General features: G+C 69.1%; 22 protein-coding genes. 10 read left to right on the top strand and 12 right to left on the bottom strand.

Features of this window, described 5'->3' with window-relative positions:
* The 3 genes from ACF8O7_RS00190 to ACF8O7_RS00180 all read right to left on the bottom strand — a co-directional run.
* A partial coding sequence (locus ACF8O7_RS00190; RefSeq protein WP_392441920.1) for a contractile injection system protein, VgrG/Pvc8 family occupies window positions 1-221 on the bottom strand: 221 nt, incomplete at its 3' end.
* Window positions 222-491: 270 nt separating this feature from the next.
* A complete protein-coding gene (locus ACF8O7_RS00185; protein WP_392441918.1) occupies window positions 492-1,634 on the bottom strand; it encodes an acyl-CoA dehydrogenase family protein in 1,143 nt (380 codons plus the stop codon).
* Window positions 1,635-1,682: 48 nt separating this feature from the next.
* Window positions 1,683-3,248, bottom strand: coding sequence for an AMP-binding protein (locus ACF8O7_RS00180; RefSeq protein ID WP_047327982.1), 1,566 nt, complete (start codon window positions 3,246-3,248; stop codon window positions 1,683-1,685).
* 161 nt (window positions 3,249-3,409) lie between these two features.
* Here ACF8O7_RS00180 and ACF8O7_RS00175 point away from each other — a divergent pair, with 161 nt between their 5' ends.
* The 4 genes from ACF8O7_RS00175 to ACF8O7_RS00160 are packed head-to-tail and all read left to right on the top strand — an operon-like array spanning window position 3,410 to window position 7,557.
* On the top strand, window positions 3,410-4,597 hold the full coding sequence (locus ACF8O7_RS00175) for a thiolase family protein (RefSeq protein WP_203400168.1): 1,188 nt from the start codon (window positions 3,410-3,412) through the stop codon (window positions 4,595-4,597).
* A gap of 22 nt (window positions 4,598-4,619) precedes the next feature.
* Window positions 4,620-5,399, top strand: coding sequence for an SDR family NAD(P)-dependent oxidoreductase (locus tag ACF8O7_RS00170; protein ID WP_392441916.1), 780 nt, complete (start codon window positions 4,620-4,622; stop codon window positions 5,397-5,399).
* Between the two features lie 40 nt (window positions 5,400-5,439).
* Window positions 5,440-6,402, top strand: a complete 963-nt coding sequence (locus ACF8O7_RS00165; RefSeq protein WP_313284408.1) for a tripartite tricarboxylate transporter substrate binding protein — start codon at window positions 5,440-5,442, stop codon at window positions 6,400-6,402.
* Between the two features lie 21 nt (window positions 6,403-6,423).
* Window positions 6,424-7,557, top strand: coding sequence for a CaiB/BaiF CoA transferase family protein (locus tag ACF8O7_RS00160; protein WP_392441914.1), 1,134 nt, complete (start codon window positions 6,424-6,426; stop codon window positions 7,555-7,557).
* Window position 7,558: 1 nt separating this feature from the next.
* Here ACF8O7_RS00160 and ACF8O7_RS00155 read toward each other — a convergent pair whose 3' ends face one another.
* A complete protein-coding gene (locus ACF8O7_RS00155) occupies window positions 7,559-8,341 on the bottom strand; it encodes an IclR family transcriptional regulator (RefSeq protein ID WP_126312933.1) in 783 nt (260 codons plus the stop codon).
* A 140-nt stretch (window positions 8,342-8,481) separates the two neighbouring features.
* Here ACF8O7_RS00155 and ACF8O7_RS00150 point away from each other — a divergent pair, with 140 nt between their 5' ends.
* Window positions 8,482-9,345, top strand: a complete 864-nt coding sequence (locus ACF8O7_RS00150) for a hypothetical protein (RefSeq protein ID WP_126312932.1) — start codon at window positions 8,482-8,484, stop codon at window positions 9,343-9,345.
* A 30-nt stretch (window positions 9,346-9,375) separates the two neighbouring features.
* On the opposite strand, the gene ACF8O7_RS00145 is transcribed toward ACF8O7_RS00150, so the two are convergent.
* Complete coding sequence (locus tag ACF8O7_RS00145; protein ID WP_267179170.1) at window positions 9,376-10,221, bottom strand: IclR family transcriptional regulator; 846 nt, start codon at window positions 10,219-10,221, stop codon at window positions 9,376-9,378.
* A gap of 160 nt (window positions 10,222-10,381) precedes the next feature.
* On the opposite strand from ACF8O7_RS00145, the gene ACF8O7_RS00140 reads away from it, so the two are divergent.
* From ACF8O7_RS00140 to ACF8O7_RS00130, 3 genes are all read left to right on the top strand, one after another.
* On the top strand, window positions 10,382-11,362 hold the full coding sequence (locus ACF8O7_RS00140) for a tripartite tricarboxylate transporter substrate binding protein (protein ID WP_034389537.1): 981 nt from the start codon (window positions 10,382-10,384) through the stop codon (window positions 11,360-11,362).
* Window positions 11,363-11,396: 34 nt separating this feature from the next.
* Complete coding sequence (locus ACF8O7_RS00135) at window positions 11,397-13,793, top strand: cytochrome P450/oxidoreductase (protein ID WP_392441911.1); 2,397 nt, start codon at window positions 11,397-11,399, stop codon at window positions 13,791-13,793.
* Between the two features lie 414 nt (window positions 13,794-14,207).
* A complete protein-coding gene (locus ACF8O7_RS00130; protein ID WP_046987243.1) occupies window positions 14,208-14,759 on the top strand; it encodes an N-acetyltransferase in 552 nt (183 codons plus the stop codon).
* A gap of 13 nt (window positions 14,760-14,772) precedes the next feature.
* Here ACF8O7_RS00130 and sugE read toward each other — a convergent pair whose 3' ends face one another.
* The 3 genes from sugE to ACF8O7_RS00115 all read right to left on the bottom strand — a co-directional run bounded on the left by sugE (window position 14,773) and on the right by ACF8O7_RS00115 (window position 17,045).
* Entirely contained in the window at window positions 14,773-15,090 is a 318-nt protein-coding gene (sugE, locus tag ACF8O7_RS00125; RefSeq protein WP_013804742.1) for a quaternary ammonium compound efflux SMR transporter SugE, read from the bottom strand.
* Window positions 15,091-15,279: 189 nt separating this feature from the next.
* The gene (locus ACF8O7_RS00120) at window positions 15,280-15,768 is read right to left on the bottom strand and encodes a putative toxin-antitoxin system toxin component, PIN family (protein WP_016450511.1); all 489 of its coding nucleotides are present in this window, start codon (window positions 15,766-15,768) and stop codon (window positions 15,280-15,282) included.
* Window positions 15,765-17,045: a class I SAM-dependent RNA methyltransferase gene (locus ACF8O7_RS00115; protein ID WP_017406989.1), complete on the bottom strand. Its 1,281-nt coding sequence runs from the start codon at window positions 17,043-17,045 to the stop codon at window positions 15,765-15,767. The genes ACF8O7_RS00120 and ACF8O7_RS00115 overlap by 4 nt, the downstream gene beginning before the upstream one ends.
* 115 nt (window positions 17,046-17,160) lie before the next feature.
* On the opposite strand from ACF8O7_RS00115, the gene ACF8O7_RS00110 reads away from it, so the two are divergent.
* Entirely contained in the window at window positions 17,161-18,234 is a 1,074-nt protein-coding gene (locus ACF8O7_RS00110; RefSeq protein ID WP_133073149.1) for an ornithine cyclodeaminase, read from the top strand.
* A 17-nt stretch (window positions 18,235-18,251) separates the two neighbouring features.
* A complete protein-coding gene (rocF, locus tag ACF8O7_RS00105) occupies window positions 18,252-19,217 on the top strand; it encodes an arginase (RefSeq protein ID WP_034367698.1) in 966 nt (321 codons plus the stop codon).
* A 6-nt stretch (window positions 19,218-19,223) separates the two neighbouring features.
* Here rocF and rtcA read toward each other — a convergent pair whose 3' ends face one another.
* From rtcA to ACF8O7_RS00085, 4 genes are read right to left on the bottom strand one after another with little or no spacing between them, the layout of a single operon-like run.
* Window positions 19,224-20,267 carry an RNA 3'-terminal phosphate cyclase gene (gene rtcA, locus ACF8O7_RS00100; protein WP_392441908.1) on the bottom strand — a complete coding sequence of 348 codons (1,044 nt, stop codon included), beginning with the start codon at window positions 20,265-20,267 and terminating at the stop codon, window positions 19,224-19,226.
* Window positions 20,268-20,276: 9 nt separating this feature from the next.
* Window positions 20,277-21,092: a nucleotidyltransferase domain-containing protein gene (locus ACF8O7_RS00095; protein WP_046239903.1), complete on the bottom strand. Its 816-nt coding sequence runs from the start codon at window positions 21,090-21,092 to the stop codon at window positions 20,277-20,279.
* 53 nt (window positions 21,093-21,145) lie between these two features.
* Complete coding sequence (locus ACF8O7_RS00090; protein WP_193616015.1) at window positions 21,146-22,363, bottom strand: RtcB family protein; 1,218 nt, start codon at window positions 22,361-22,363, stop codon at window positions 21,146-21,148.
* A 59-nt stretch (window positions 22,364-22,422) separates the two neighbouring features.
* Window positions 22,423-22,920, bottom strand: coding sequence for a hypothetical protein (locus ACF8O7_RS00085; RefSeq protein WP_016454605.1), 498 nt, complete (start codon window positions 22,918-22,920; stop codon window positions 22,423-22,425).
* Window positions 22,921-22,956 lie beyond the last annotated feature (36 nt).

Raw genomic sequence — 22,956 nt, 5'->3', positions numbered from 1 at the left:
AAGCGGGTGACGATGCCGTCGATGAAGCGCCTGCCGCCGCCCTGGGTTTCTATTTCTATGGTGGCGTTTTTGCCCAATAGGGCCTTGGGATCAATGCTTTCGCTTTCGCTGAGCATTTCCACATCGAGGCTGAAGAGCTGGCTGATGTTTTCCTGGCCGCGCAATTCACGGAAATGCAATTCATCGCCCAATGGCGTATGGATGGTGACTCGGCGTGTCATTGGTGCTCGCGCCCTGTCGGGGCGCCCTCCCGGTCTTTCGATACGGAAAGATCATGGAAGAATGAGCCGCTCTATGGAAATTCCAATTTCTGCCAAAAAATAGGATTGCCAAAAGGAAAATTGCCGCTTCTCCCACTCGGATCGGGCTTGGGAAAAGCCTAGGACAAGCGGCCGGAGCAAGGGCCTTCATGATGTGCAGCCGCTACACATCGCCCCGCTTGGCCGTCCCCCGGATCAGGGCGCCGCACGCCCGCGCAGCCGCTCAGGGGTTCAAAGAGTCCTTCCGATGATCTCCTTCATGATCTCGTCGCTGCCCCCGTAGATCCGCCCTATGCGCGCATCGGTCCAGGCGCGGCCGATCTGGTATTCGGTCATGTAGCCGTAGCCGCCGTGCAGTTGCAGGAATTCGTCGAGCAGGCGGTTTTGCAGCGCCGTGGCATTGAGCTTGACCATGGCCGCCCGGTCGGGCGCGAGCGCGCGGCGCAGGTGCAGGGCGATGCAGTCGTCCACGAAGACGCGCAGCATGGTGGCCTGGGCCTTGGCCTCGGCCAGCTTGAAGCGCGTGTTCTGGAAGTCGAACACCGGCTGGCCGAAGGCCTTGCGCTCGCGCGTGTAGGCAATGGTCTTGTGCAAAAAGGCCTCGATGGAGGCGGCGGCGCGCACGGCCACCACCAGGCGTTCCTGGGCCAGTTCGTGCATGAGGTACCTGAAGCCCGCGTTCTCCTCGCCCAGCCGGTGGTCGGCCGGCACGCGCACGTTGTCGAAGAACAGCTCCGAGGTGTCCTGCGCCATGAGGCCGATCTTCTCGAGCTTGCGGCCCTTGGAGAAGCCGGGCATGCCGTCCTCGACCACGATCAGGGACACGCCCTTGGCACCCATCTCGGGCGCGGTCTTGGCGACGACGATGACCAGCTCCGAGTTGATGCCGTTGGTGATGAAAGTCTTCTGGCCGTTGAGCACGTAGTGGTCGCCCTCGCGCCGCGCCGTGGTGCGCACGGACTTGAGGTCGCTGCCCGCGCCGGGCTCGGTCATGGCGATGGCGCCGATCAGCTCGCCTGCGGCCATGCGCGGCAGCCAGCGGTCCTTCTGCACCTTGCTGCCATAGGCATGGATGTAGGGCGCGACGATGTCCGAATGCAGCGGAAAGCCCAACCCGCTGGCGCCCGTGCGCGCGATCTCCTCCAGCAGCACGGCCGCATGGCCGAAGTCGCCGCCGCCGCCGTAGGGCTCGGGCAGCATGGGGTTGAGCAGGCCTTCGCGCCCGGCCTTGCGCCAGACCTCCTTGGGCACGATGCCCTGGCGCTCCCATTCGGCATGGTGGGGGACGATCTCGCGCTCGAAGAAGCGGCGGGCCTGCTCGCGGAACTGTTCATGGTCTTCGCGGTAGACGGAGCGCTCGGTCAGGTCTTGCATGGGTCGGTATCCGGTGGTTGTCGGTGAGGAAAGACGGGGAAGGGCCGTTCAGGCGCTGCGCAGGTTGAAGCCCGCGTGGGGCTGCTCGCGCAGCCTGTCCTTGAGCACGCGGCGCAGCAGCTTGCCCGTGGGCAGGCGCGGCAGCTCGTCCACGAACTGCAGGCGCTGCGGGCGCTTGAGGCGCGACAGCGTGGCGCCGGCCTCGGCGACGATGGCGTGCGCCATCTCTGCACTGGCCGCATGGCCCTGGCGCAGCACGACCACGGCCATGGGCTGCTCGCCGAAGTCGGGCTCGGGCACGCCGACCACGGCCACCTCCTGCACGGCCGGGTGCGTGGCCAGCGCGTTCTCTATTTCCTGCGGATAGAGGTTGACGCCGCCCGACAGGATGAGGTCGGCCCGCCGGTCGCTGAGAAAGAGGTAGCCCTCCTCGTCCACATGGCCCAGGTCGCCATAGGTGGCCCAGCCACGCTCGTCGATGGCCTCGCGGGTCTTGGCGGGGTCGTTGAGGTAGGCGAAGGGCGCCACGTCCGAGAAGAACACGCGGCCGATCTGGCCCGCAGGCAGCTCCTGCCCGTCGTCGCCCACGATGCGCAGCCGACCGTAGCTGGCGCGGCCCACGGAGCCTGGGCGCCGGCGCCATTCGGCGGAGTTGATCAGGGTGATGCCGCAGCCTTCGGAGCCTGCGTAGTACTCCAGCAGGATGTCGCCCCACCAGTCCAGCAGCGCCTGCTTGACGGCCACCGGGCAGGGCGCGGCCGCATGGATGGCGCAGCGGTGGCTGGACAGGTCATAGCCGTGCCGCACCTCCTCGGGCAGCTGCAGCAGGCGGCCCAGCATGGTCGGCACCCACTGGCTGTGGGTGATGCGGTAGCGCTCGATCATCGCCAGCGCCTGCTGTGCGTCGAAGCGCGCCGTGATCACCACCGCGCCGCCGCCGTCCAGCGTGCGCAGGCAGTAGCGCAGCGGCGCTGCGTGGTACAGCGGTGCGGGCGAGAGGTAGACCGTGTCGGCGTCAAAGCCCATGTTGCGCTGCCAGGCCAGGAATTCGGGGTCGGCCTGCGTGCGGTAGAGCGCCGCCGGCAGCGCCTTCTTGATCCCCTTGGGCCGGCCCGTGGTGCCCGAGGAGTACAGCAGGTCGCGCCCCAGCGGACGGCCCGACAGGTCGATGGGCGCGGGCGCCTGCGCACGCCAGGCGGCCAGGGCATCGGCCAGCGACGGCAGGCCCGTGGATGCGCAGTCTCCGTCCACCGAATGCACGGAGGCGGCCAGTTCGGCCGGCAGCTGCGCCGCCGTGGCGGCCGAGGCAAAGACATGGCGCGCCCCGCTGTCGCCCAGGATGTAGGCCACCTCGGGCGCCGTCAGGTGGGTGCTGATGACCACCGTGTACAGGCCCGCCAGGCGCGCGGCCAGCACCAGCTCCAGGATCTCCACGCGGTTTTCCATCAGCACGGCCACCGTGTCGCCGGCCGCCAGGCCCTGCCCAGCCATCCACTGCGCCACTTCGCGCGAGCGCTGCGCCAGCGCGCCCGCCGTGTGCTGCTGGCCGCTGTCGCCCATGGTCAGCGCAACGCGGTCGGGCCGGGCATCGGCCCAGCTGTGAAAGTCATGCACGCCTGTCTCCTTTGCTTTTTTGAATCCGCCGTCTCGAATTCATCGGGTTTCAGCAAGTATTTTTGTTTGCGCGCGGTTTTTCATCCGGGAAAACGCTTTGTTCAATGCAAATTTCGAGACTTATCATTCATTTCGTGAACCTCCAGTCTCATTAAATCAGCATGAACACTCCCGTCATCGTCGATGCCATCCGCAGTCCCATGGCCCGGGCCAAGCCCGATGGCGCCCTGGCCCAACTCCACCCCGTCGATCTGCTCAGCCAGGTGCTGGAGCAGCTCGTGCAGCGCAACCGCATCGACCCCGGCGCGGTGGACGATGTGATCACCGGCTGCGTGAGCCAGGCCGGCGAGCAGGCCGGCACGCCGGGCCGCCTGGCCTGGCTGGCCGCAGGCCTGCCGGCCCATGTGCCGTCCACCACCATCGACCGCAAGTGCGGCTCCAGCCAGCAGGCCGTGCACTTTGCCGTGCAGGCCATCATGTCGGGCACGCAGGACATGGTGATCGCCTGCGGCGTGGAGTCCATGAGCCGCGTGCCCATGGGCAGCTCGCGCATGGGGCAGAACACCACGGGCGCACGCTTCGATGCGCGCTTTGCGCCGGGGCTGGTGGGCCAGGGCGTGTCGGCCGACCTCGTGGCCGCGCGCTGGGGCCTGGGCCGCGAGGAACTGGATGCCTATGCCGCGCGATCGCACCAGCGCGCCCATGCGGCCCAGTCGGCCGGGCACTTCGAGCGCGAGATCGTGGGCATCACCACGCCTGCCGGCCTCGTCACGGCCGACGAGACCATCCGCCCGGCCACCACGGCGCAGAAGCTGGGCGCGCTCAAGGCCGTGTTCCAGAACGACGAGCTGTCGGCGCGCTTTCCGCAGATCCGCTGGCACACCACGGCGGGCAATGCCTCGCAGATGACCGACGGCGCCAGCGCCATGCTGCTGATGAGCGAAAAGCGCGCCCAGCAGCTGGGCCTGCGCCCGCGAGCGCGCTTCGTGGCGCTGGACGTGGTGGGCGACGATCCGCTGTACATGCTCACGGCCCCCATTCCCGCCACGCGGCGCGTGCTGGCCAAGGCCGGCATGCGGCTGGAGCAGATGGACCACTGCGAGATCAACGAGGCCTTCGCCTCCGTGCCCCTGGCCTGGCTGAAAGAGCTGAGGGAACTGGGCGCCGACCCCGAGCGGCTGAACCCGCGCGGCGGCGCCATCGCCCTGGGCCATCCGCTGGGGGCCTCGGGCATCCGCCTGATGACCACCATGCTGCACGCGCTGGAGGACAGCGGCGCGCGCTACGGCCTGCAATCCATGTGCGAGGCCGGCGGCATGGCCAACGCCACCATCATCGAACGCCTGTGAGCCAGGCACGGGAGACACATCCATGCAACTGCAAGAGAACATGACGGCCCTGGTGACGGGCGGCGTATCGGGCCTGGGCGAGGCATCGGCCCTGGCGCTGCTGGAGCGCGGCCTGAACGTGGTGGTGGTGGACCTGAACGAGGACCGCGGCGCGGCCATGGTGGACGCCGCCCGCCAGCGCCACGGCAGCCGCCTGCGCTTCGTGAAGGCCGACGTGGCCGACGCCGACCAGATGGCCGCCGCCATTGCGGCCGCCGAGGACTTCGGCGAGTTCCGCGCCCTGGTGCACTGCGCGGGCGTGGGCGGGCCGCTGCGGCTGGTGGAAAAGGACGGCAGCCCCGGCTCGCTGGACAAGTACACGGGCATCGTGCGCGTGAACCTGATCGGCACCTTCAACACGCTGCGCCTGGCCGCCGCCACCATGGCGCGCAACGAGCCCGTGCAAGGCGAGCGCGGCGCCTGCGTGCTCACGGCCTCGGTGGCGGGCTACGAGGGGCAGATCGGCCAGATTCCCTATGCCTCGGCCAAGGCCGGCATCATCGGCATGACCATCGTCGCCGCGCGCGACCTGGCCACGCGCATGATCCGCGTGTGCACCATTGCGCCGGGCCTGTTCGACACGCCCATCCTGGCCAAGCTGCCCGACAACATCCGCCAGTCGCTGGCCGCCTCCGTGCCCAACCCCGCACGCCTGGGCCACCCGTCCGAGTACGCGCTGACCGCGCTGCACATTCTTGAAAATCCCATGCTCAATGGCGAGACGATTCGCCTGGACGGAGCCATTCGGATGAGTCCTCGCTGAGAAGCGCCCCGGCCCAGCACACGCGCGGAGAAGAAACACCATGTTCAAACGCCTCACGCTGGCGGCGGCTGCCTTGCTGTGCGCCACGGCCGCCATTGCAGCCGACGCCTGGCCCACGCGGCCCATCACCCTGGTCGTGCCGGGCGCGGCCGGGGGCTCCACCGACATTCCCGCGCGGCTGCTGGCGCTCAAGCTGGGCGAGCGGCTGGGCCAGCCCGTCATCGTGGACAACAGGCCGGGCGCGGGCGGCTCCATCGGTGCCAGCCAGGTGGCACGCGCGCAGCCGGACGGCTATACGGTGCTGGTGGGCAATACGGGCTCCAACGCCATCAACTACACGGCCTACAAGAAGCTGCCCTACAGGCCCGAGGACTTCGTGGCGCTGACGGACATGATCTCGTTTTCCAACGTGCTGGTCGTGCCGCAGGCATCGCCGGTGCGCTCGCTGGACGATCTGCTCAAGGCCGCGCGGCAGGCGCCGGGCAAGCTGTCGTTCTCCTCGGCCGGCGTGGGCCAGACCACGCACCTCATGGGCGAGCTGCTGCGCGAGCGCACGGGCGTGGACGTGGTGCATGTGCCCTACCGCGGCTCGGCACCGGCCACGGCGGCCATCGTGTCGGGAGAGACGCAGTTCATGTTCGACAACCTCACGGCCTCGCTGGTGCATATCAAGGCGGGCAAGCTGCATCCCATCGCCGTGACCGGCGCGCAGCGCGAGCCCGAGCTGCCCAACGTGCCCACCGCCACCGAGCTGGGCCTGCAGGACTTCGACAAGGTCGGCTGGATGGGTTTCTTCCTGCCCGCGCAGACGCCGCCCGCCGTGGTGCGCAAGCTCACCGACGGCCTGGTCGCCGTGCTCCGGGACCCCGAGGTGGCGCGCCGCTACCGCGAGCTCGGCGGCCGCCCGGGCGGCATGCCGCAGGCGCAGTTCACCCAGCTGGTGGACAACGACCGCAAGAGCTGGGGCGCGCTGATCACCAGCCGCCAGCTGCAACTCGACTGAACCGATTTCGACGGAGACGCCATGAAGGTGCTGGACAGCGTGCGCGTGCTGGAGATTGGCGGCATCGGCCCGGGGCCGTTCTGCGCCATGCATCTGGCGGACCTGGGAGCCGATGTGGTGTCCATCGTGCGGCCCGAGGCGGAACCCGCCGCCACCTCATCCGCCTCAGCCGCCTCGGCGCTGTCGCGCGGCAAGCGCTCGGTGTTCGCCGATCTCAAGTCGCCCGAAGGGCGTGACCTGGTGCTGGCCCTGGTGCGCGATGCCGATGCGCTGATCGAAGGCATGCGGCCCGGCACCATGGAGCGCCTGGGCCTGGGACCCGAGGCCTGCCAGGCCCTCAACCCGCGCCTGGTCTATGGCCGCATGACGGGCTGGGGCCAGGACGGCCCGCTGGCCCAGGCAGCCGGCCACGACAACAACTATGCGGCCGTCTCGGGCGCGCTGTGGGGATGCTCGCCGGCCGATGCCCGGCCGGTCTCGCCCTTTGCCACCCTGGGCGACATCGGCGGCGGCGCCATGTACCTGATGACGGGGCTGCTGGCCGGTATCGTGCAGGCGCGCGCCACGGGGCGCGGCACGGTGGTGGACGCGGCCATCGTCGATGGTGCGGCGCACATGCTCAACCTCATGCTGCACGCGCGCCAGCGCGGGCTGGTGGCCGACGAGCGCGGCCACAGCATCCACGACAGTGCACCGTTCTACGAAACCTATGCCTGTGCCGATGGCGGCTTCATCACCGTGGGAGCCATCGAGCCGCAGTTCCACGCCCTGCTGCTGGCCAGGCTGGGCCTGGCCGGTGCCGCAGCGTTCCAGGGCCCCCAGTGGGACCGCGCCGCCTGGCCCGCGCGGCGCGCGCAGCTGCAGACGCTGTTCGCCTCCCGGCCCCGCGCGTACTGGCAGCAATTGATGGAGGGCAGCGATGCCTGCTTCGGCGCCGTGCTCAGTCCCGTGGAAGCAGCCAGCCACCCGCACCTGCAGGCGCGTGGCGTCTATCTGCAGCCCGAAGGCGGCGCCCTGCAGGCCAGCCCCGCGCCACGCTTTGACGGCCAGGCCTATGCCCCGGGTCCTGCGAGCGCCGCAGGCTCCGACACCGCCAGCGTGCGGGAGAAGGTGAGCGCAGGCCGCGCGCAGGAAGTCTGGCGCAGCGCCCGCTGATTCACGAGAGGCTGGAAGCGCCCAGCATGCCCTCGACCAGGCGCACCAGCGTGATCAGGCGCGGCCCGGCATCGCTTTCCAGCGCGCGGCTTTGCGGGCTGTAGATGGGCAGGGAGACCGAGAACACCCAGTACTCGCCGTCCTGGGCCGTGGACATGGGCACGGCAATGGACTGGATCTCGCGGTGCAGGTCGCCGTGGCTGCGGCAAAAGCCGTGCTCGGCCAGGTCGCGCCGCGCATCGTCGAGCCGCTCGCGCAGTTGCTGGGCGCGTGCGGGATCGTCGGCCTGCAGTTCCGCGATGAAGGCCTCGCGCTCGGCCTCGGGCAGGCTCAGCAGGTAGGCGCGGCCCGTGGCGGTGCGCGACAGCGAGATGTGCACGCCGATCTCGGGCAGGAAGACCTTGTTGGTCAGGCCGTTGGCCAGCTCCACCAGGCACAGCTGGCGGCCGTGGCCCACGGCCAGCTGGATCTGGCCCTCCAGGTGATTGGCCAGCTCCTGCATGTGCGGCCGCGCGAACTGGCGCATGTGCATGCGCGCCAGCACGGGTGAGGACAGGTTCAGCAGCCCCACGCCCGGCACGTACTTGGACAGGCGCTCGGAGTAGCGCATCAGGTTCAGTTCGCACAGGGTGTCGATCAGGCGGAACAGCGTGGGCTTGGGCAGGCCCGTCATGTCCATCAGGTCACGGGCGCTGAGTTCCTGGTGCTTGTTGGAAAAGCACTGCAGTACGGAGATGCCGCGCACCAGGGCGGCCACCAGCTTGCCACTGTCTTCGGAATTCATGGATTGATGAGGGCTGAAAAGATGAAACGATTGTCTCAATTTTCAGGGTGCCGCCGCACAGATTTCCAGGGCCATGCGCAGTGCAAACCCGTAAACAGGCCTTGCCCCGCGCAACGGACATGACACGGCACAATCGGTCCATGCTTGGCGCACTGCGCCTCCCACCAGAAAAGCCTGCCGTGTCCGAACCGTTTGCCGCCGTCCCGCCTTCCGAATCGCCAGACTACGACGCCTTCCTGCGCGCCCATGTGCTGAGCCAGCCTTTGAGCATCCAGCGCTATGACCGCGGCGACGAAACCATCTGGGTCAAGCGCGCGGGCGCCAGCAACCCGGCGTGGCGCTATCGCGCCCTGGCCCTGCTGGCCGCCGGCCTGCGCCTGCCCGTGCTGCGGCCCGTGCCCAACCCGGGCGGCCACGAAGCCATCCGCACCGAGGTGCGCCGCCTGCGCCAGCTCGCGCAGCGCGGCCTGCGTGTGCCTGCCGTGCTGGCCGAGTGCGAGGACGGCTTTGCCATGCGCCACCTGGGCAGCCCCGGCGTGGAGGCGCCCTCGCTGGGCAATGCCATGGAAGCCGCCCTGCCCCGGGGGGATGGCAGCACGCTGGCGCTATGGCTGCAGGGCCTGCAGACCCTGCAGCAGGTGCATGGCAGCGGCGACTGCCTGAGCCAGGCCTTTGCGCGCAACATGGTCTGCTGTGCCGACGGCGTGATCGGCTTCATCGACTTCGAGGACGACCCTGCCGCCCACCTGCCCCTGGCGCTGTGCCGCGTGCGCGATGCCCTGTGCTACGCCCACTCCACGGCCTGGATACTGGAGCAGGCCGGCGCCATGCCGGCCGCACGCGCGGCCTGGCGGGACTTCGTGCAGTCCATGGAACCCGAGACCCGCGCCCTGATGGCGCGCACCGTGAAACAGCTGGCCTGGGTGCGCCGCCTGCCTGAGAGCCGCCGCCTGGGCCGCGACATGCAGCGCGTGCGCATGGCCTACACGCTGGTGACGCCGTAGCGGCAGCGGGTTGCAGGCCTCAACCGGGCCTCAGCCGGGCTTCAGCCGGGCCTCACCGGGCAGATGGCCCAGCGAGGCGCTGACGCGCGCCGCTTCGGCGCGCAGGGCCCGGGCCACAGCGCCCTGCGGGTCCGGGTCGAAGCCGCCGCTGGCGCCCAGCGCGCACAGCACGCCCACCACATGGCCCGTGTAGTCGTGCAGCGGCGCCGCCACGGCGCTGATGCCCGGCAGGTTGACATCGCGCACCGAGGCGCAGCCCGCAGCGCGGATCTCGCGGCGCAGCGTGCCCAGCGGGTCCGCGCCATCGAGCAGCGCGCGCCGCGCGGCCGGCGCCTCGGCCAGCTCCCGGGCCAGCAGCGCATCCACGCGGGCATCGTCGTCCATGAAGGCGAAGAAGGCGCGCCCCGTGGCCGACCACAGCAGCGACATCACCGAGCCCACGCGCACATTGACGGTGACCGGCAGGCCCGGCTCCTCGAAGCGCACGATGGTCGGCCCCAGGTTGCCCATCACGGCCACGAAGCTGGTGACCTGCAAGGCCTCGCGCAGGTGCAATAGGGCCGGCTCGGCCAGGCGGATGGGGTCGGACTGCCGCATGGCGGCCAGGCCCACGCGCATGGCCTCGGCCGCCAGCGCGTACTGCGTGCCGCCACGGTCCTGCTCCACCAGCCCCTCGGCCATCAGGCTGGCCAGGTAGCGGTGGACCTTGGCCGGGCTTTCCTCCACCGCGCCCGCGATGGCCGTGAGGCTGGCGCGTCCGCCCAGCGTGGCCAGGGCCTTGAGCACGGCCAGGCAGGTCTCGGCGGCCTGCACGCGCTGGCGCCTTTCGCGCGGCGGCGCGGGCTCGTCAATCTCGGAGACAACAGTGGAAGTCATGGCGGCAGGACGGGTCTGGAAAGGCCTGTTTTAAGGGCTGGCGGGGCATTGTGCCGCAGCTTGCGGGTAATCCCGGGCGGTATTTTTACGCAATGCGTAGAAAAATTACGCAAAACAAGATTCCATGGATTCCACCCAGGCCTCACCGGAGACAAGCCCCATGCACAAGCGCCTTTTCCTCACCACACTGGCCGCAGGCCTGCTATCGGCCACCGCCCTGCCCGGCGCGCTGGCCCAGGACGGATTCCCCAGCAGGAACGTGCGCTGGATCGTTCCCTACGCGGCCGGCGGCGGCTCGGACTTCCTGGCCCGCACCATAGGCCAGGCCTGGGGCGGCCAGGTGCACCAGCCCATCGTGGTGGACAACCGCCCGGGCGGCAACACGGCCATAGGCGCCTCGGAAACCGCGCGTGCTGCCGCCGATGGCTACACCGTGCTGTCGGCCGACAACGGCACCCTGGTCTTCAATCCCGTGCTCTACAAGAGCCTCAGCTACAACCCCGCCAGGGACCTCGCGCCGGTCACGCTGATGGGCCGCTTCCCGATGATCCTGGTGGCCGGCCCCGGCATGGCAGCGGCCACGGCCAAAGACTTCCTGGCCCAGGCGCGCACCAGCAAGGACGGCGTGAACTACGCCTCGGCCGGCGCCGGCAGCCCGCACCACCTGGCCATGGAACTGCTCAGGGTGGAGGCCGGCCTGAAGCTGGTGCACGCACCCTACAAGGGCGCGGCTCCGGCCCTGGGCGACGTGGCCGGCGGCCAAGTGCCCGTGATGATGGTGGACCTGGCCGCGGGCGCAGGCTTCATCAAGGGCGGCAAGGTCCGCCCGCTGGCCGTGGCCAACGCCACGCGCCTGCCCCAGTTGCCCGACGTGCCCACCTTCGCCGAGCTGGGCCTGCCCAAGGTGCAGGCCGCCGCCCTGGTGGGACTGGTGGCGCCCGCCAGGACGCCGGCCCCGGTCATCGCGGCCCTGCACAGGCAGGTCGTGGCCGCGATCAACGAGCCCGCCGTGCGCCAGAAGCTCGTGGATTTCGGCGTGGAGCCCGTGGGCAACACGCCCGAGCAGTTCGCCGCGCTGCTGGCCAGCGAAAGCACGCGCTGGCACCAGCTGATCCGCGACCAGAACATCACTTTGGATTGACCCTCCGCGCCTGCCTGCCTGCGAACAACCTGCCATGACTGCCTCCGCCGCCCCCGACACCGCCCCGTCCGCCTTTGCGTCCGCTTTTGCGTCCGGCTCTGCGCCCGCCTCCGCGCGCTGCCCCTTCGACCACCGCCCGCCCAGCGGCCAGACCGGCCCCACGGGCTGCCCCGTCAGCGCGGGTGCCGCGGCCTTCGACCCGTTCAGCGACGGCTACCAGCAGGACCCGCCCGAATATGTGCGCTGGGCGCGCGAGCAGGAGCCGGTGTTCTACAGCCCGCAACTGGGCTACTGGGTGGTCACGCGCTTCGACGACATCAAGGCGGTGTTCCGCGACAACATCGCCTTCAGTCCCTCGATCGCGCTGGAGAAGATCACGCCCACGGGCGAGGAGGCCAATGCCGTGCTGGCCTCCTACGGCTTCGCGCTGAACCGCACCCTGGTCAACGAAGACGAGCCCGCCCACATGCCGCGCCGCCGCGCGCTGATGGACCCGTTCACGCCCGAGGAGCTGCGCCACCACGAGCCCATGGTGCGCGAGCTGGCGCGCGCCTATGTGGACCGCTTCATCGACGACGGCCGCGCCGACCTTGTGGACCAGATGCTGTGGGAGGTGCCGCTGACCGTGGCCCTGCACTTCCTCGGCGTGCCCGAGGAGGACATGGACAGGCTGCGCGAGTACTCCATCGCCCACACCGTCAACACCTGGGGCCGGCCCCGGCCCGAGCAGCAGGTGGCCGTGGCCCATGCGGTGGGCAACTTCTGGCAGCTGGCCGGCAAGGTGCTGGCCAAGATGCGCGAGAACCCCGATGCGCCGGGCTGGATGCAATACGGCATACGCAAGCAAAAGGAGCTTCCCGAGGTCGTCACCGACTCCTACCTGCACTCCATGATGATGGCCGGCATCGTGGCCGCGCACGAGACCACGGCCAATGCCACGGCCAACGCCGTCAAGCTGCTGCTGCAGCATCCCGGCGCCTGGAAGCAGATCTGCGAGAACCCCGCGCTGATCCCCAATGCCGTGGAGGAATGCCTGCGCCACAACGGCTCGGTGGCCGCCTGGCGACGCCTGGCCACGCGCGACGTGGTGATCGGCGGCGTGGCCGTGCCGGCGGGCTCGAAGCTGCTCATCGTGACCTCGTCGGCCAACCATGACGAGCGGCATTTCGCCGATGCCGACTTCTTCGACATCCACCGCGACAACGCCGGCGACCACCTGACCTTCGGCTATGGCTCGCACCAGTGCATGGGCAAGAACCTGGCGCGCATGGAGATGCAGATCTTCCTGGAGGAGTTCACGCGCCGCCTGCCCCACATGCGGCTGGCCGAGCAGCGGTTCACCTACGTGCCCAACACCTCGTTCCGGGGCCCCGAGCACCTGTGGGTGGAGTGGGACCCGGCCCTGAACCCCGAGCGCGCCCGTCCCGCCCTGCTGCAGGCGCGCCAGCCCGTGCGCATCGGCGAAGCCCTGCAGGGCGGCGCCAGCCGGCCCATGGTCGTGGCCGAGGCCGAGGCTGCCGCCGAAGGCGTGCTGCGCCTGCGCCTGAAGGCCGCCGATGGACACGCCCTGCCGCGCTGGACGCCGGGCTCGCACATCGACCTGCAATGCGGCGACACGGGCCTGTCGCGCCAGTACTCGCTGTGCGGCGACCCGCAGGACACCGGCAGCTACGAGATTGCCGTGCTGCGCGAGGCCAACGGCCGTGGCGGCTCGGCCTGGGTGCATGAGCATCTGCACCGCGGCGCCACCGTACAGGTGCGGGGCCCGCGCAACCATTTCCCGCTGGACGAAGGCGCCAGCCACCTGATCCTGGTGGCCGGCGGCATCGGCATCACGCCCATCTCGGCCATGGCACGGCGCGCCAGGGCGCTGGGCTTGTCCTATGAAATCCACTACAGCGGCCGGCGCCGCGCGGGCATGGCGCTGCTGGCGCCGCTGCAGGCCGAGCATGGCGCCCGGCTGCACCTGTACGTGGCGGAGGAAGGCCGGCGCGCCGACTACGCCGCCCTGCTGGCCACGCCGCGCGCCGGAGCCCGCATCCATGCCTGCGGACCGGCGCGCCTGCTGCACGGCCTGGAGGCCGCCAGCCGCCACTGGCCCGAGGACAGCCTGCGCGTGGAGCATTTCGTCTCCACCGTGGGGGCGCTGGACCCTGCCAGGGAGCAGGGCTTCGAGGTGGAACTGCGCGCCTCGGGTCTTGTGCTACAGGTGCGCAACGACCAGACGCTGCTGGACGCCCTGCGCAGCGCGAAGATCGAAGTGCAAAGCGACTGCCGGGAAGGGCTGTGCGGGTCCTGCGAAGTGCCCGTGCTCGACGGCGAGGTGGACCACCGAGACATGGTGCTCACGCGCGGCGAGCGTGCGGCCTGCACCAAGATGATGAGCTGCTGCTCGCGCGCCAGGAGCGGCAGGCTGGTGCTGGGCCTGTAGTCAGGACTCCGCTGCCCTGTGCCCGCAAGCCCGGCGCCCAGAAACACAAAAGCCCCAAGGCCATCATCGGCAATGGGGCGATCGCATCGGTGGGCGCGCTTCAGGGCGCACCTGCCTCCAACCGGATTACTGGTTGGCGATTTCGAGCTCGGCGTTGCGGGCTTGCTGGATGAAATCGATCAGGGAATAGATTGCTTGGCGCATGGTGAACTTCCTTACTGAGACGCTCAACAATCACTGGCGGCATGCATCTCAAGTGCCGCGAATGCCGGGAAAACCCTCTAAGCGTTTACCCTAGGAATAAGTATAAACCACTAGATCCCGGCGTGCAAACGCACAGTTGTAAGCGCACGTCAAGATTCCGCAGAGGTGCCCAACCGCGTCCCAATGTCAGGCATGGGATGATTCAGGCTTATGACCGCGCCTTCCGTTTCCCTCGCACCCTGGCACATAGAGCCGCTGAACCCGGCCGAGGCGCCGTGGCCGCTGCTGCTGTCGGCGGACCCGTCGCGGGAAAAGGTGCGCGGCTATCTGGCGGGCTCCACCTGTTTTGCCGCGCGCGAGTCCTTCCAGCGCGAAGGCCAGCCGCCGCGTCCCGGCGGGCGCGGCGAGGTATTGGGCATGTGCGTGCTGGTGCCGCTGCGCGCCAGCGGCGACGAGGCCTCAGGCCCACCCGCCTGGGAGCTGATGAACATCGCGGTCGCGGAAGCGCTGCACCACCGGGGCCTGGGCACCGCCCTGCTGCGCCAGGCCATCGCCTGGGCGCGCTCGCAAGGTGCTCCCCGCATCGAGGTCGGCACCGGCAGCTTCGGCGACCAGCTGGTCTTCTACCAGCGCGCGGGTTTTCGCGTGACGGGCATCGTGCGTGACTTCTTTCTGAAGCACTACACCACCCAGCTGTGGGAGCGCGGCGTGCAGCACCGCGACATGCTGCGCCTGACGCTGGAGCTGGGCACGGGCCGCTGAACGGCCGTCCCGCTCAGTCCGAAGACATCTTCATCAGCACCAGGCCCGAGACGATGAGCACGGCCGCGCCGATGCGCATGGCGCTGACCTGCTCGCCCAGGACCGTGATGCCGACCAGGAAGGCGCCCACGGCGCCGATGCCGGTCCAGATCGTGTAGGCCGTGCCCAGCGGCAGGCTGCGCATGGCCACGGCCAGCAGGCCGAAGCTGGCGATCATGGTGACGATGGTGATGGCGCTGGGCACCAGCCGCGTGAAGCCGTGCGATTGCTTCATCGAGAACGCCCAGACCACTTCGAGCAGCCCCGCCACCAACAGATAGACCCATGCCATGGAAAACTCCTTGTGAAGCCGGGTCGTCCCGGCGCATGCATGTCCCGATGTGGGGGAGGCCGTCCTCCTGGCAGAAGGGCTTGCGCCTCCTGCATGGCCGCCAGTTTAGGAGAAAGCCTTCAAGCCGGCCGCACCCAGCCTGTTGCCCCATTGCCGCCTGGGTGGTTGCTGCACAACAGCATCCAGGCTTCAGGCGGCCAGTGCCTCTTCCTGTTCAGCCAGCAGGATGTTGCCCACGGTGGCGCCCAGGCCGGCCACGCGCTTGCGCAGCTTGAGCACGGCCTTGTCCTTGCTGATCAGCAGCGCCTGGTGCTGGCTGGCCAGGTCCAGGAAATGCTGGTCGTCGGGGTCGGTGCAGGCAAAGCGGATGCGCGGCGCATCGGCCACGTATTCGACGGCTCCGTCGAAGGCCGAGAGCACGCCCTCGACCGTCTTGCCGTAGAAGGCCACGCGCGGCGCGATCTGGCTGTAGTGCAGCACGCGTTCGAGCTCGATGCGCTGGGCCTGGTCGGCGATCCAGCGCATCTGCCCCTGCTCCACCAGCTCGCGGATCGGCGGAACATGCGGGTCGTCGAAGATCAGCATGTCAAGGACCACATTGGTATCGAGCACCACGGGCCGGGGCAGGGGACCTTCGTAGCCGTCGTTGCACTGCGGCCAGCGCAGCACGATCTTCATGGCGCGGCGCCCTCTGCCGGGCCTTCGGCGGCCTTTCTGGGCTTGACAGCGCCACGGACCATGTCGAAGCGGAACAGCCGGCACTCGATGGGGCCGTTCCACATGGGCGTGCGGCGCGCCTCTTTCAGCCGCATCTTGCCGGGCAGCTTGAGGTCGGGCGTGAGCATCCAGGCGCTCCAGCCGCTGTAGTTCTTCTTCCAGTGGGTGGCCAGCTGGCTGAAGAATTCCACGCCGTCCTCGGTCTGGGCCGTCTCGCGGCCCGCGCGCTCGACCACGGCCATGCGCTCGCCGGCGCTGCGGCCGGCCGAGCCGGCTGCGGCAATGCGCTCGCCATAGGGCGGATTCAGCAGCATCAGGCCGGGCTGCTCGCAGGGCGGCATGCGCTGCAGCGCGTCGCCGCCGCGCAGCTGCACGGTCTGGCCCACGCCCGCGCGCTCGGCGTTGCGCTGGGCGAAGTCCACCATGCGGTGGGACACGTCGGAGCCATAGATGCCCACGGGGCTGTCGGGCAGGATGGCGGCCTCGGCCTCGTCCAGCATGGCTTCCCACACATGCCTCTGGAAGGGCACGAGCTTTTCGAACGCGAAGCGCCGCAGGATGCCTGCCGGAATGCGCCGGGCGATCTGCGCGGCCTCGATCAGCACCGTGCCGCTGCCGCAGCAGGGGTCGTACAGCGGCTGGGGATCGTCGCCGTGCGGGTCCCAGCCCGTGGCGGCGATCATGGCCGCGGCCAGGGTTTCCTTGAGCGGCGCATCGCCCTTGTCCTCGCGCCAGCCGCGCTTGAACAGCGCCTCGCCCGAGGTGTCGATGTAGATGGTGGCCTCGTCGGTCGTCAGGTGCAGGTGCACGCGCACGTCGGGGTGGCGCGTTTCCACGTCGGGGCGCACGCCCTTCCTGTCGCGGAAGCGGTCGGCAATGGCGTCCTTGACGCGCAGCGCCGCAAAGTTGAGGCTGGTCAGCGGGCTGTGCTGGGCCGTGACTTCGATCTTGAAGCTCTCGCGCGGGGAGAACCAGATCTCCCAGGCCACTTCGCTGGCGGCGCGGTACAGGTCGTTTTCGTTGCGGTACAGGGTCTGCGACAGCTGCACCAGCACGCGCTGGGCCAGACGGCTGTGCAGGTTCAGCAGCATGGCGTCGCGCCACAGGCCGCGCACCATCACGCCGCCACGGCCGACCAGGAGGTCGTGGCCGCTCAGGCCGGTGATCGCGTGGACCTCGTCGGCCAGAAATCCCTCGACGCCGGCGGCGCAGGGCAAAAACAGATGCAGTTGGTTCATAGCTTGGGTGCCGAGCATACGCGCACCGCGATTCCCCGCGCAGGCGCCAGCCGAAACCCGCTTGCCTGCGCTTCGGCCCGGGCCTACAGTGGAAGCAACCGCGAGGGAGAGCACCATGAAGACTCGAACCACGCCCGTCCACACGGATTTCCTCGGCGCCACGCAGGCCGCACGCCTGGTGGCGCAGGTCGGCGTCGCCGCCTGCCTGGCCGGCCTGGCCGATGCCATCGAGCAAGACTTCGCGCGCTGGCCCGATTTCGAGAAATCGGCCCGCCTCGCCCACCATTCGCCCGGCGGCGTGATCGAGCTCATGCCCGTGTCCGATGCGCTGGACTACGCCTTCAAGTACGTCAATGGCCATCCAGACAACGCCGACCGGGACCTGCCCACGGTGATGGCATTCGGCGCCCTGGCCGACGTGGCCACGGGCCTGCCGGTCTTCCTGTCCGACCTGACGCTGGCCACGGCGCTGCGCACCGCGGCCACCTCGGCGCTGGCCGCGCGCCGGCTGGTGCGGCCGGGCTGCCGCAGCATGGCGCTGATCGGCGCAGGATCGCAGTCCGAATTCCAAGCCCTGGCCTTCACCCACCTGCTGGGCGTGGAGCGGCTGCGCATCTTCGACATCGACGTCCAGGCCATGCGCAAGCTGGTGGACAACCTGGGCCATGCAGGCATTGCCGCCCAGCGCATCACCTGCTGCACCAGCAGCGCCCAGGCGCTGGAAGGCGCCGACATCGTCACCACGGTCACGGCCGCCAAGCGCCGCGCCTGCGTGATCGCCGATGCCGATGTGCGCCCCGGCACCCACATCAATGCCGTCGGCGGCGATTGCCCCGGCAAGACCGAACTGCCCGTGGAGTTGCTGCGGCGCGCGCGCATCTTCGTGGAGTTCACGCCCCAGACGCGCGTGGAAGGCGAGATACAGCAGTTGCCCGCCGACGCGCCCGTGACCGAGCTGTGGCAGGTCATCAATGGCCTGGCGCCGGGACGCGGGCACGACACCGAGATCACGCTGTTCGACTCCGTGGGCTTTGCGCTGGAAGACTATTCGGCCCTGCGCTGGTTGCGCGCGCTGGCCCACGACACCGGGCTGATGCAGTCGATCGACCTGGTGCCTTCGCTGGCCGACCCCCGCGACCTGTACCGGCTGGTGCGCGAGGCCGGGCAGGCAGAACGCGGCTTTGGCTGACACGGGGACTGCATACCATGGGTCCCATGAGCATGAACACCCATACGTCCCCGCAGACCGCACGCGCCCTGAGACTCATAGGCGTGCCCACCGACATCGGCGCCAGCCGCCTGGGCAGCGCCATGGGCCCCGACGCGCTGCGCGTGGCCGGCTTGGCCCCGGCGCTGCGCCAGCTGGGCTGCCAGGTGCGCGACATCGGCAACCTGGCCGGTCCGCCCAATCCCCAGACACCGCCCGAGCAGGGGCTGCGCCACCTCGCACCGGCCCGCGCCTGGATGGACGCCGTGCACCAGGCCGTGGGCCAGGCGCTGGACGATGGCGAGCTGCCGCTGATGCTGGGCGGCGACCACAGCCTGGCCATGGGCTCGATCAGTGCCGTGGCCGCCCACTGCCGCCGCCTGGGCCGCGCGCTGCGCGTGATCTGGCTGGACGCCCACGCCGACTGCAACACGCCCGATATCTCGCCCAGCGGCAACCTGCACGGCATGCCCGTGGCCAGCCTGTGCGGCCTGGGGCCCGAGCCGCTGACCGCGCTGTCCCAGGGCGGCGATCCGGCGCTGGATGCCGCCTCGCTGTGCCAGATCGGCCTGCGCAGCGTGGATGACCAGGAAAAGCGCCTGCTGCATTCGCTGGACATCGAGGTGTACGACATGCGCGCCATCGACGAACTGGGCATGCGCGAGGTCATGCGCCGCGCGCTCGACGGCCTCGCCGGCAGCGACACCCACCTGCACCTGAGCTTCGACGTGGACTACCTCGATCCCGACATCGCGCCCGGCACGGGCACGCCCGTGCGCGGCGGCCCCAGCTACCGCGAGGCCCAGCTGTGCATGGAGATGCTGGCCGATACCGGACGCCTGGGCTCGATGGACCTGGTGGAACTGAACCCGGCGCTGGACCTGCGCAACCAGACGGCCGAGCTGGTGGTGGACCTGCTGGAGAGCCTGTTCGGCAAGAGCACGCTGGTGCGGGCCGATCGCTGAGGCCGCTCAGGCTGGCGAGAGCGAAATACGCCAGCCGTCACCCGTTGCATCTGTGGCGAAGCGCACAGGCACAAAGCGCTCGATCACCTCGAAATTGCTGCGCGCATGCGGCGTCAGTTCCGTGCAGGTGTAGCTGGCACCGCGCCCGCTGCGCCAGACGGCCAGCGCCAGCGGCAGGGCCCATTGGTCGGCCAGGTACGGGCCCAGCGCGGCCCGGCCGCCCTGGTGGCGGCGCACCTCGCGCGCCAGGTCGTGTGCCACCTTTTCGGCGCTGACGCCCTTCATGCCGAACTGCGTGAACACTTCGCTCAGGTGCTCATAGGCCAGCGTGGCCAGCAGCGCGTTGCCCGGCCCCTCGTTCTGGCGCACGGCAGCCACCTGCAGCTGCTCGCCAGACCAGCCCAGGGCCTGGCCCAGATGGTCCAGTTCGCGCTGGGCCACCGCGCGTGGCAGCGCGGGCGCAAAGCATTCGGCATGGCTGGCCACGGGGGCGCCGCGTTCGGTGATATCGAAAGGCACCAGCCCATTGGTTGCCGGCGTGATCGTCACGTCCATCTCACCGCCACCGGCCGGATAAAAGCCCAGCCGGCGCAGCCGCAGTTCGCAGCGCGCGCCCAGCCTGTGCAGCAGCGGCGCATAGCTGCGCTCCAGGAAATGGAAGGGCGGCGCGGCCGGGTTGTGGGTGCCGCCGCCCAGGGTCAGGCGGCTTTCGCCATTGGCCAGCATCAGCGCGGGCCACAGCGTCTGCAGCAGCAGGGTGCAACTGCCAGCCGAGGCGATCACGAAGCGGTACTCGCCCGCACGCACCGGCCCCGGAGTGAATTGCAGCGCCTGCGAATTCATCTCGGCGCCCTGCATCTGCGCGCCGCAGATTTCGGCGGCGGCATTGACGCAGGCCAGGTGCTGGCGCATCAGGCCCGGCTTGGCGCGCCCGGCACGGATGCGCTGCATGGCAAAGGGCTGGCCCGTGCACATGGACAGCGCCAGCGCGCTGCGCAGCATCTGGCCTCCGCCCTCCCCGGCGGAGCCGTCGATCTCGATCACTTTCATTTTTCTCTTTCATTCATTGCCGCCAAAGCGCGCCACGGCATCCCGCAGATAGCGGTCCAGCGGCGCCGCATCGGCCTGGCCCCCCGGATCGGGCGCATGGGCCATGGCATGGGCCAGCTCGCGCTCCAGGAAATCATGGACCCGCACCCGGCGCGGCCCCTTGGCGGCCTCGCCCAGGCGCATCTTGAGCTCCAGCAGCTCGTTGAGCTCGGCCAGCAGGCCTGCATCCTCCAGCGTGCCCGCCGCCAGCTGCGCAAAGCGCATGGGCGGCGCACCACGCCCCTCGCGTATCCAGCGCGCGGCCAGCAAGGGGCGCAGCACATAGAAGTATTTCTTGTAGCGCACCACATCGCCCTGCAGGTGGGCGCGCAGGTTCTTGCGCGCCATGGCCACATAGTGGTGGTAGCCGCGCACCGGCGAAAAGCCCTGCTCGGCCAGCAGATGCAGGCGCTCGGCCCAGGGCTGCTCCTGCCGGTAGACCACGGGCGAGCGCAGCCATTCGAGCAGCGTGGGGTTGGAGGCGCGCAGCAGCCCCAGCGCCTTGCGCAGCTCCCAGCCGCTGACATCGAGCTCGCCGCTGAGCGGCTGCTCTATGACATCGCGGCCCGGCGCCACCGTCAGATACCAGGGCAGGCGGTGGACGTAGATGAAGCGCACGTCATAGTCGCTGTCGGGCGAGGCAAAGCCCCAGCCGCGGCTGCCCGACTCGCAGGCAAACAGCACCGTGACCTCGTGCCTGCGCTCCACCTCGGCCAGGTTGGCCAGCACCGTGGCGCGCATGGCGTCGGAGACCGGATGCGCGCTCAATACCTTCTCTTCCCTCATGCTCTCATCCTGCTTTCTGTTCCGGAGGATGAGAGCCCGGGGCCCTCATCCACTCACCCTTTCACGCACACCACTTGCTTCAGGGTGTGCACCACCTCCACCAGATCCTGCTGCGCGGCCATGACCGCATCGATGTCCTTGTAGGCCATGGGAATCTCGTCCACCACATTGGCATCCTTGCGGCATTCCACGCCCTCGGTGGCCTTGATGTGGTCCTCCACGCTGAACATCTTCTTGGCCTTGGTGCGGCTCATCACGCGGCCCGCACCGTGGCTGCAGCTCTCGAAGCTCTCCGGGTTGCCCAGGCCGCGCACGATATAGCTGCGCGCGCCCATGCTGCCCGGGATGATGCCCAGCTCGCCGCGCCGCGCGCTCACCGCGCCCTTGCGGGTGATGAACACGTCCTGGCCGAAATGGCGCTCCTGCTGCACATAGTTGTGGTGGCAGTTCACCGCCTCCACATGCGACTCGAAGGGCTTGGCGATCACCTTGCGCACCGTGGCGATGAGGTTGGCCATCATCACCTCGCGGTTGCGCATGGCGAACTTCTGCGCCCAGGACACGCCGCGCACATAGTCGCCAAAGTAGCGGGCCCCTTCCTCGAAATAGGCCAGGTCCTTGTCGGGCAGGTTGCGCTGATGCAGTTCTGCGTCCTTCTTGGCCAGCTCGATGAAATGGGTGCCGATGGCATTGCCCACGCCGCGCGAGCCCGAGTGCAGCATGAACCACACGAAGCCCGCCTCGTCCAGGCAGATCTCGATGAAGTGGTTGCCGCTGCCCAGCGTTCCCAGGTGCTTGCGGTTGTTGGTGTTGGCCAGGCGCGGATGCAGCTCGCACAGCAGGTCGAACTCCTCGGCCAGCGTGGCCCAGACCTGGTCCACCGACACGGGCGGGTTCTCCCAGCTGCCTGGATCACGGCCCCGGTGGCGCGGCACCGAGCCATGCGGCACGGCCTGCTCTATCGCCGAGCGCAGCGGGCCCAGGTTGTCGGGCAGGTCCTCGGCGCGCAGCGTGGTCTTGGCAGCCATCATTCCGCAGCCGATGTCCACGCCCACGGCCGCCGGGATGATGGCCTTGATGGTCGGAATCACCGAGCCCACGGTGGCGCCTATGCCCAGGTGCACATCGGGCATGGCCGCGACATGCTTGAACACCACGGGCAGGCGCGCGGCGTTCTCCAGCTGCTTGCGCGCCTCGTCCTCGACGGGCACGCCCTTGGTCCACATCTTGATGGGGACGCCGTTTTCCACGTTGTGTTGCAGGTAGTTCATTGCGTTGTCCTTCAGTCTTCTTGTCTGTTCGTCTTGTTCAGGTCTTGCTGCCGCGCGGCTCATCCACGCATCAGGCGAGACAGGTCCCGCTTGCGGATGGCGCTGCCCAGGCTTTGATAGTCCCGCAGCGGGAATTCATGCTCCAGCCAGCGCTTTCGGTATTCCTCGACGCCCATGCCGCAATAAATACCGTCCAGCACGCGGTACACGCTGCGCACCACGTCCTCGCGGGCCATCTGCCCACGGGCCAGCACTTCATAGTCATCCATGGCGGTGATGCCCCAGCTGGCCCAGTCCGCGTACTGCCGCAGCTCGTATGAAAGGGTGTCGTGGCCACCCTCCATGCTCAGGTGCATTTCGCCGGGCTCGTCCATGAACACGGCGGCAGCGCGGTGCGCGCCCTTGGCCAAGGCCAGCGCCATGGCGGCCAGATCACCCAGCGAATCATGCAGGTAGGACACGGCACACACCAGTTCCTCCTCGGGCGTGCTGAACTTCAACGTCGCCCAGCCCGCCTTGCCCACCTCATAGCTCCATAGTTCTTCGAATGCGGCCATGGCCGTACCTCTCTTTTGTTTCTTCGTTGTCCGTTG

The organism is Delftia sp. WSY_16, assembly GCF_043104415.1.
GTDB classification, from domain to species: domain Bacteria; phylum Pseudomonadota; class Gammaproteobacteria; order Burkholderiales; family Burkholderiaceae_C; genus Comamonas; species Comamonas tsuruhatensis.
This window is presented reverse-complemented; position numbering and strand designations above follow the sequence as displayed.

What these genes read in the sequence shown, in the direction of transcription:
- ACF8O7_RS00175 (WP_203400168.1), top strand. Translation starts at nt 3,410, where the DNA reads ATGAACACTCCCGTCATCGTCGATGCCATCCGCAGTCCCATGGCCCGG.
- ACF8O7_RS00130 (WP_046987243.1), top strand. Translation starts at nt 14,208, where the DNA reads ATGACCGCGCCTTCCGTTTCCCTCGCACCCTGGCACATAGAGCCGCTG.
- ACF8O7_RS00110 (WP_133073149.1), top strand. Translation starts at nt 17,161, where the DNA reads ATGAAGACTCGAACCACGCCCGTCCACACGGATTTCCTCGGCGCCACG.
- ACF8O7_RS00160 (WP_392441914.1), top strand. Translation starts at nt 6,424, where the DNA reads ATGAAGGTGCTGGACAGCGTGCGCGTGCTGGAGATTGGCGGCATCGGC.
- rocF (WP_034367698.1), top strand. Translation starts at nt 18,252, where the DNA reads ATGGGTCCCATGAGCATGAACACCCATACGTCCCCGCAGACCGCACGC.
- ACF8O7_RS00140 (WP_034389537.1), top strand. Translation starts at nt 10,382, where the DNA reads ATGCACAAGCGCCTTTTCCTCACCACACTGGCCGCAGGCCTGCTATCG.
- ACF8O7_RS00115 (WP_017406989.1), bottom strand. Translation starts at nt 17,045, where the DNA reads ATGAACCAACTGCATCTGTTTTTGCCCTGCGCCGCCGGCGTCGAGGGA.
- ACF8O7_RS00090 (WP_193616015.1), bottom strand. Translation starts at nt 22,363, where the DNA reads ATGAACTACCTGCAACACAACGTGGAAAACGGCGTCCCCATCAAGATG.
- ACF8O7_RS00150 (WP_126312932.1), top strand. Translation starts at nt 8,482, where the DNA reads ATGCTTGGCGCACTGCGCCTCCCACCAGAAAAGCCTGCCGTGTCCGAA.
- ACF8O7_RS00185 (WP_392441918.1), bottom strand. Translation starts at nt 1,634, where the DNA reads ATGCAAGACCTGACCGAGCGCTCCGTCTACCGCGAAGACCATGAACAG.
- ACF8O7_RS00165 (WP_313284408.1), top strand. Translation starts at nt 5,440, where the DNA reads ATGTTCAAACGCCTCACGCTGGCGGCGGCTGCCTTGCTGTGCGCCACG.
- ACF8O7_RS00155 (WP_126312933.1), bottom strand. Translation starts at nt 8,341, where the DNA reads ATGAATTCCGAAGACAGTGGCAAGCTGGTGGCCGCCCTGGTGCGCGGC.
- rtcA (WP_392441908.1), bottom strand. Translation starts at nt 20,267, where the DNA reads ATGAAAGTGATCGAGATCGACGGCTCCGCCGGGGAGGGCGGAGGCCAG.
- sugE (WP_013804742.1), bottom strand. Translation starts at nt 15,090, where the DNA reads ATGGCATGGGTCTATCTGTTGGTGGCGGGGCTGCTCGAAGTGGTCTGG.
- ACF8O7_RS00135 (WP_392441911.1), top strand. Translation starts at nt 11,397, where the DNA reads ATGACTGCCTCCGCCGCCCCCGACACCGCCCCGTCCGCCTTTGCGTCC.
- ACF8O7_RS00120 (WP_016450511.1), bottom strand. Translation starts at nt 15,768, where the DNA reads ATGAAGATCGTGCTGCGCTGGCCGCAGTGCAACGACGGCTACGAAGGT.
- ACF8O7_RS00145 (WP_267179170.1), bottom strand. Translation starts at nt 10,221, where the DNA reads ATGACTTCCACTGTTGTCTCCGAGATTGACGAGCCCGCGCCGCCGCGC.
- ACF8O7_RS00085 (WP_016454605.1), bottom strand. Translation starts at nt 22,920, where the DNA reads ATGGCCGCATTCGAAGAACTATGGAGCTATGAGGTGGGCAAGGCGGGC.
- ACF8O7_RS00095 (WP_046239903.1), bottom strand. Translation starts at nt 21,092, where the DNA reads ATGAGGGAAGAGAAGGTATTGAGCGCGCATCCGGTCTCCGACGCCATG.
- ACF8O7_RS00170 (WP_392441916.1), top strand. Translation starts at nt 4,620, where the DNA reads ATGCAACTGCAAGAGAACATGACGGCCCTGGTGACGGGCGGCGTATCG.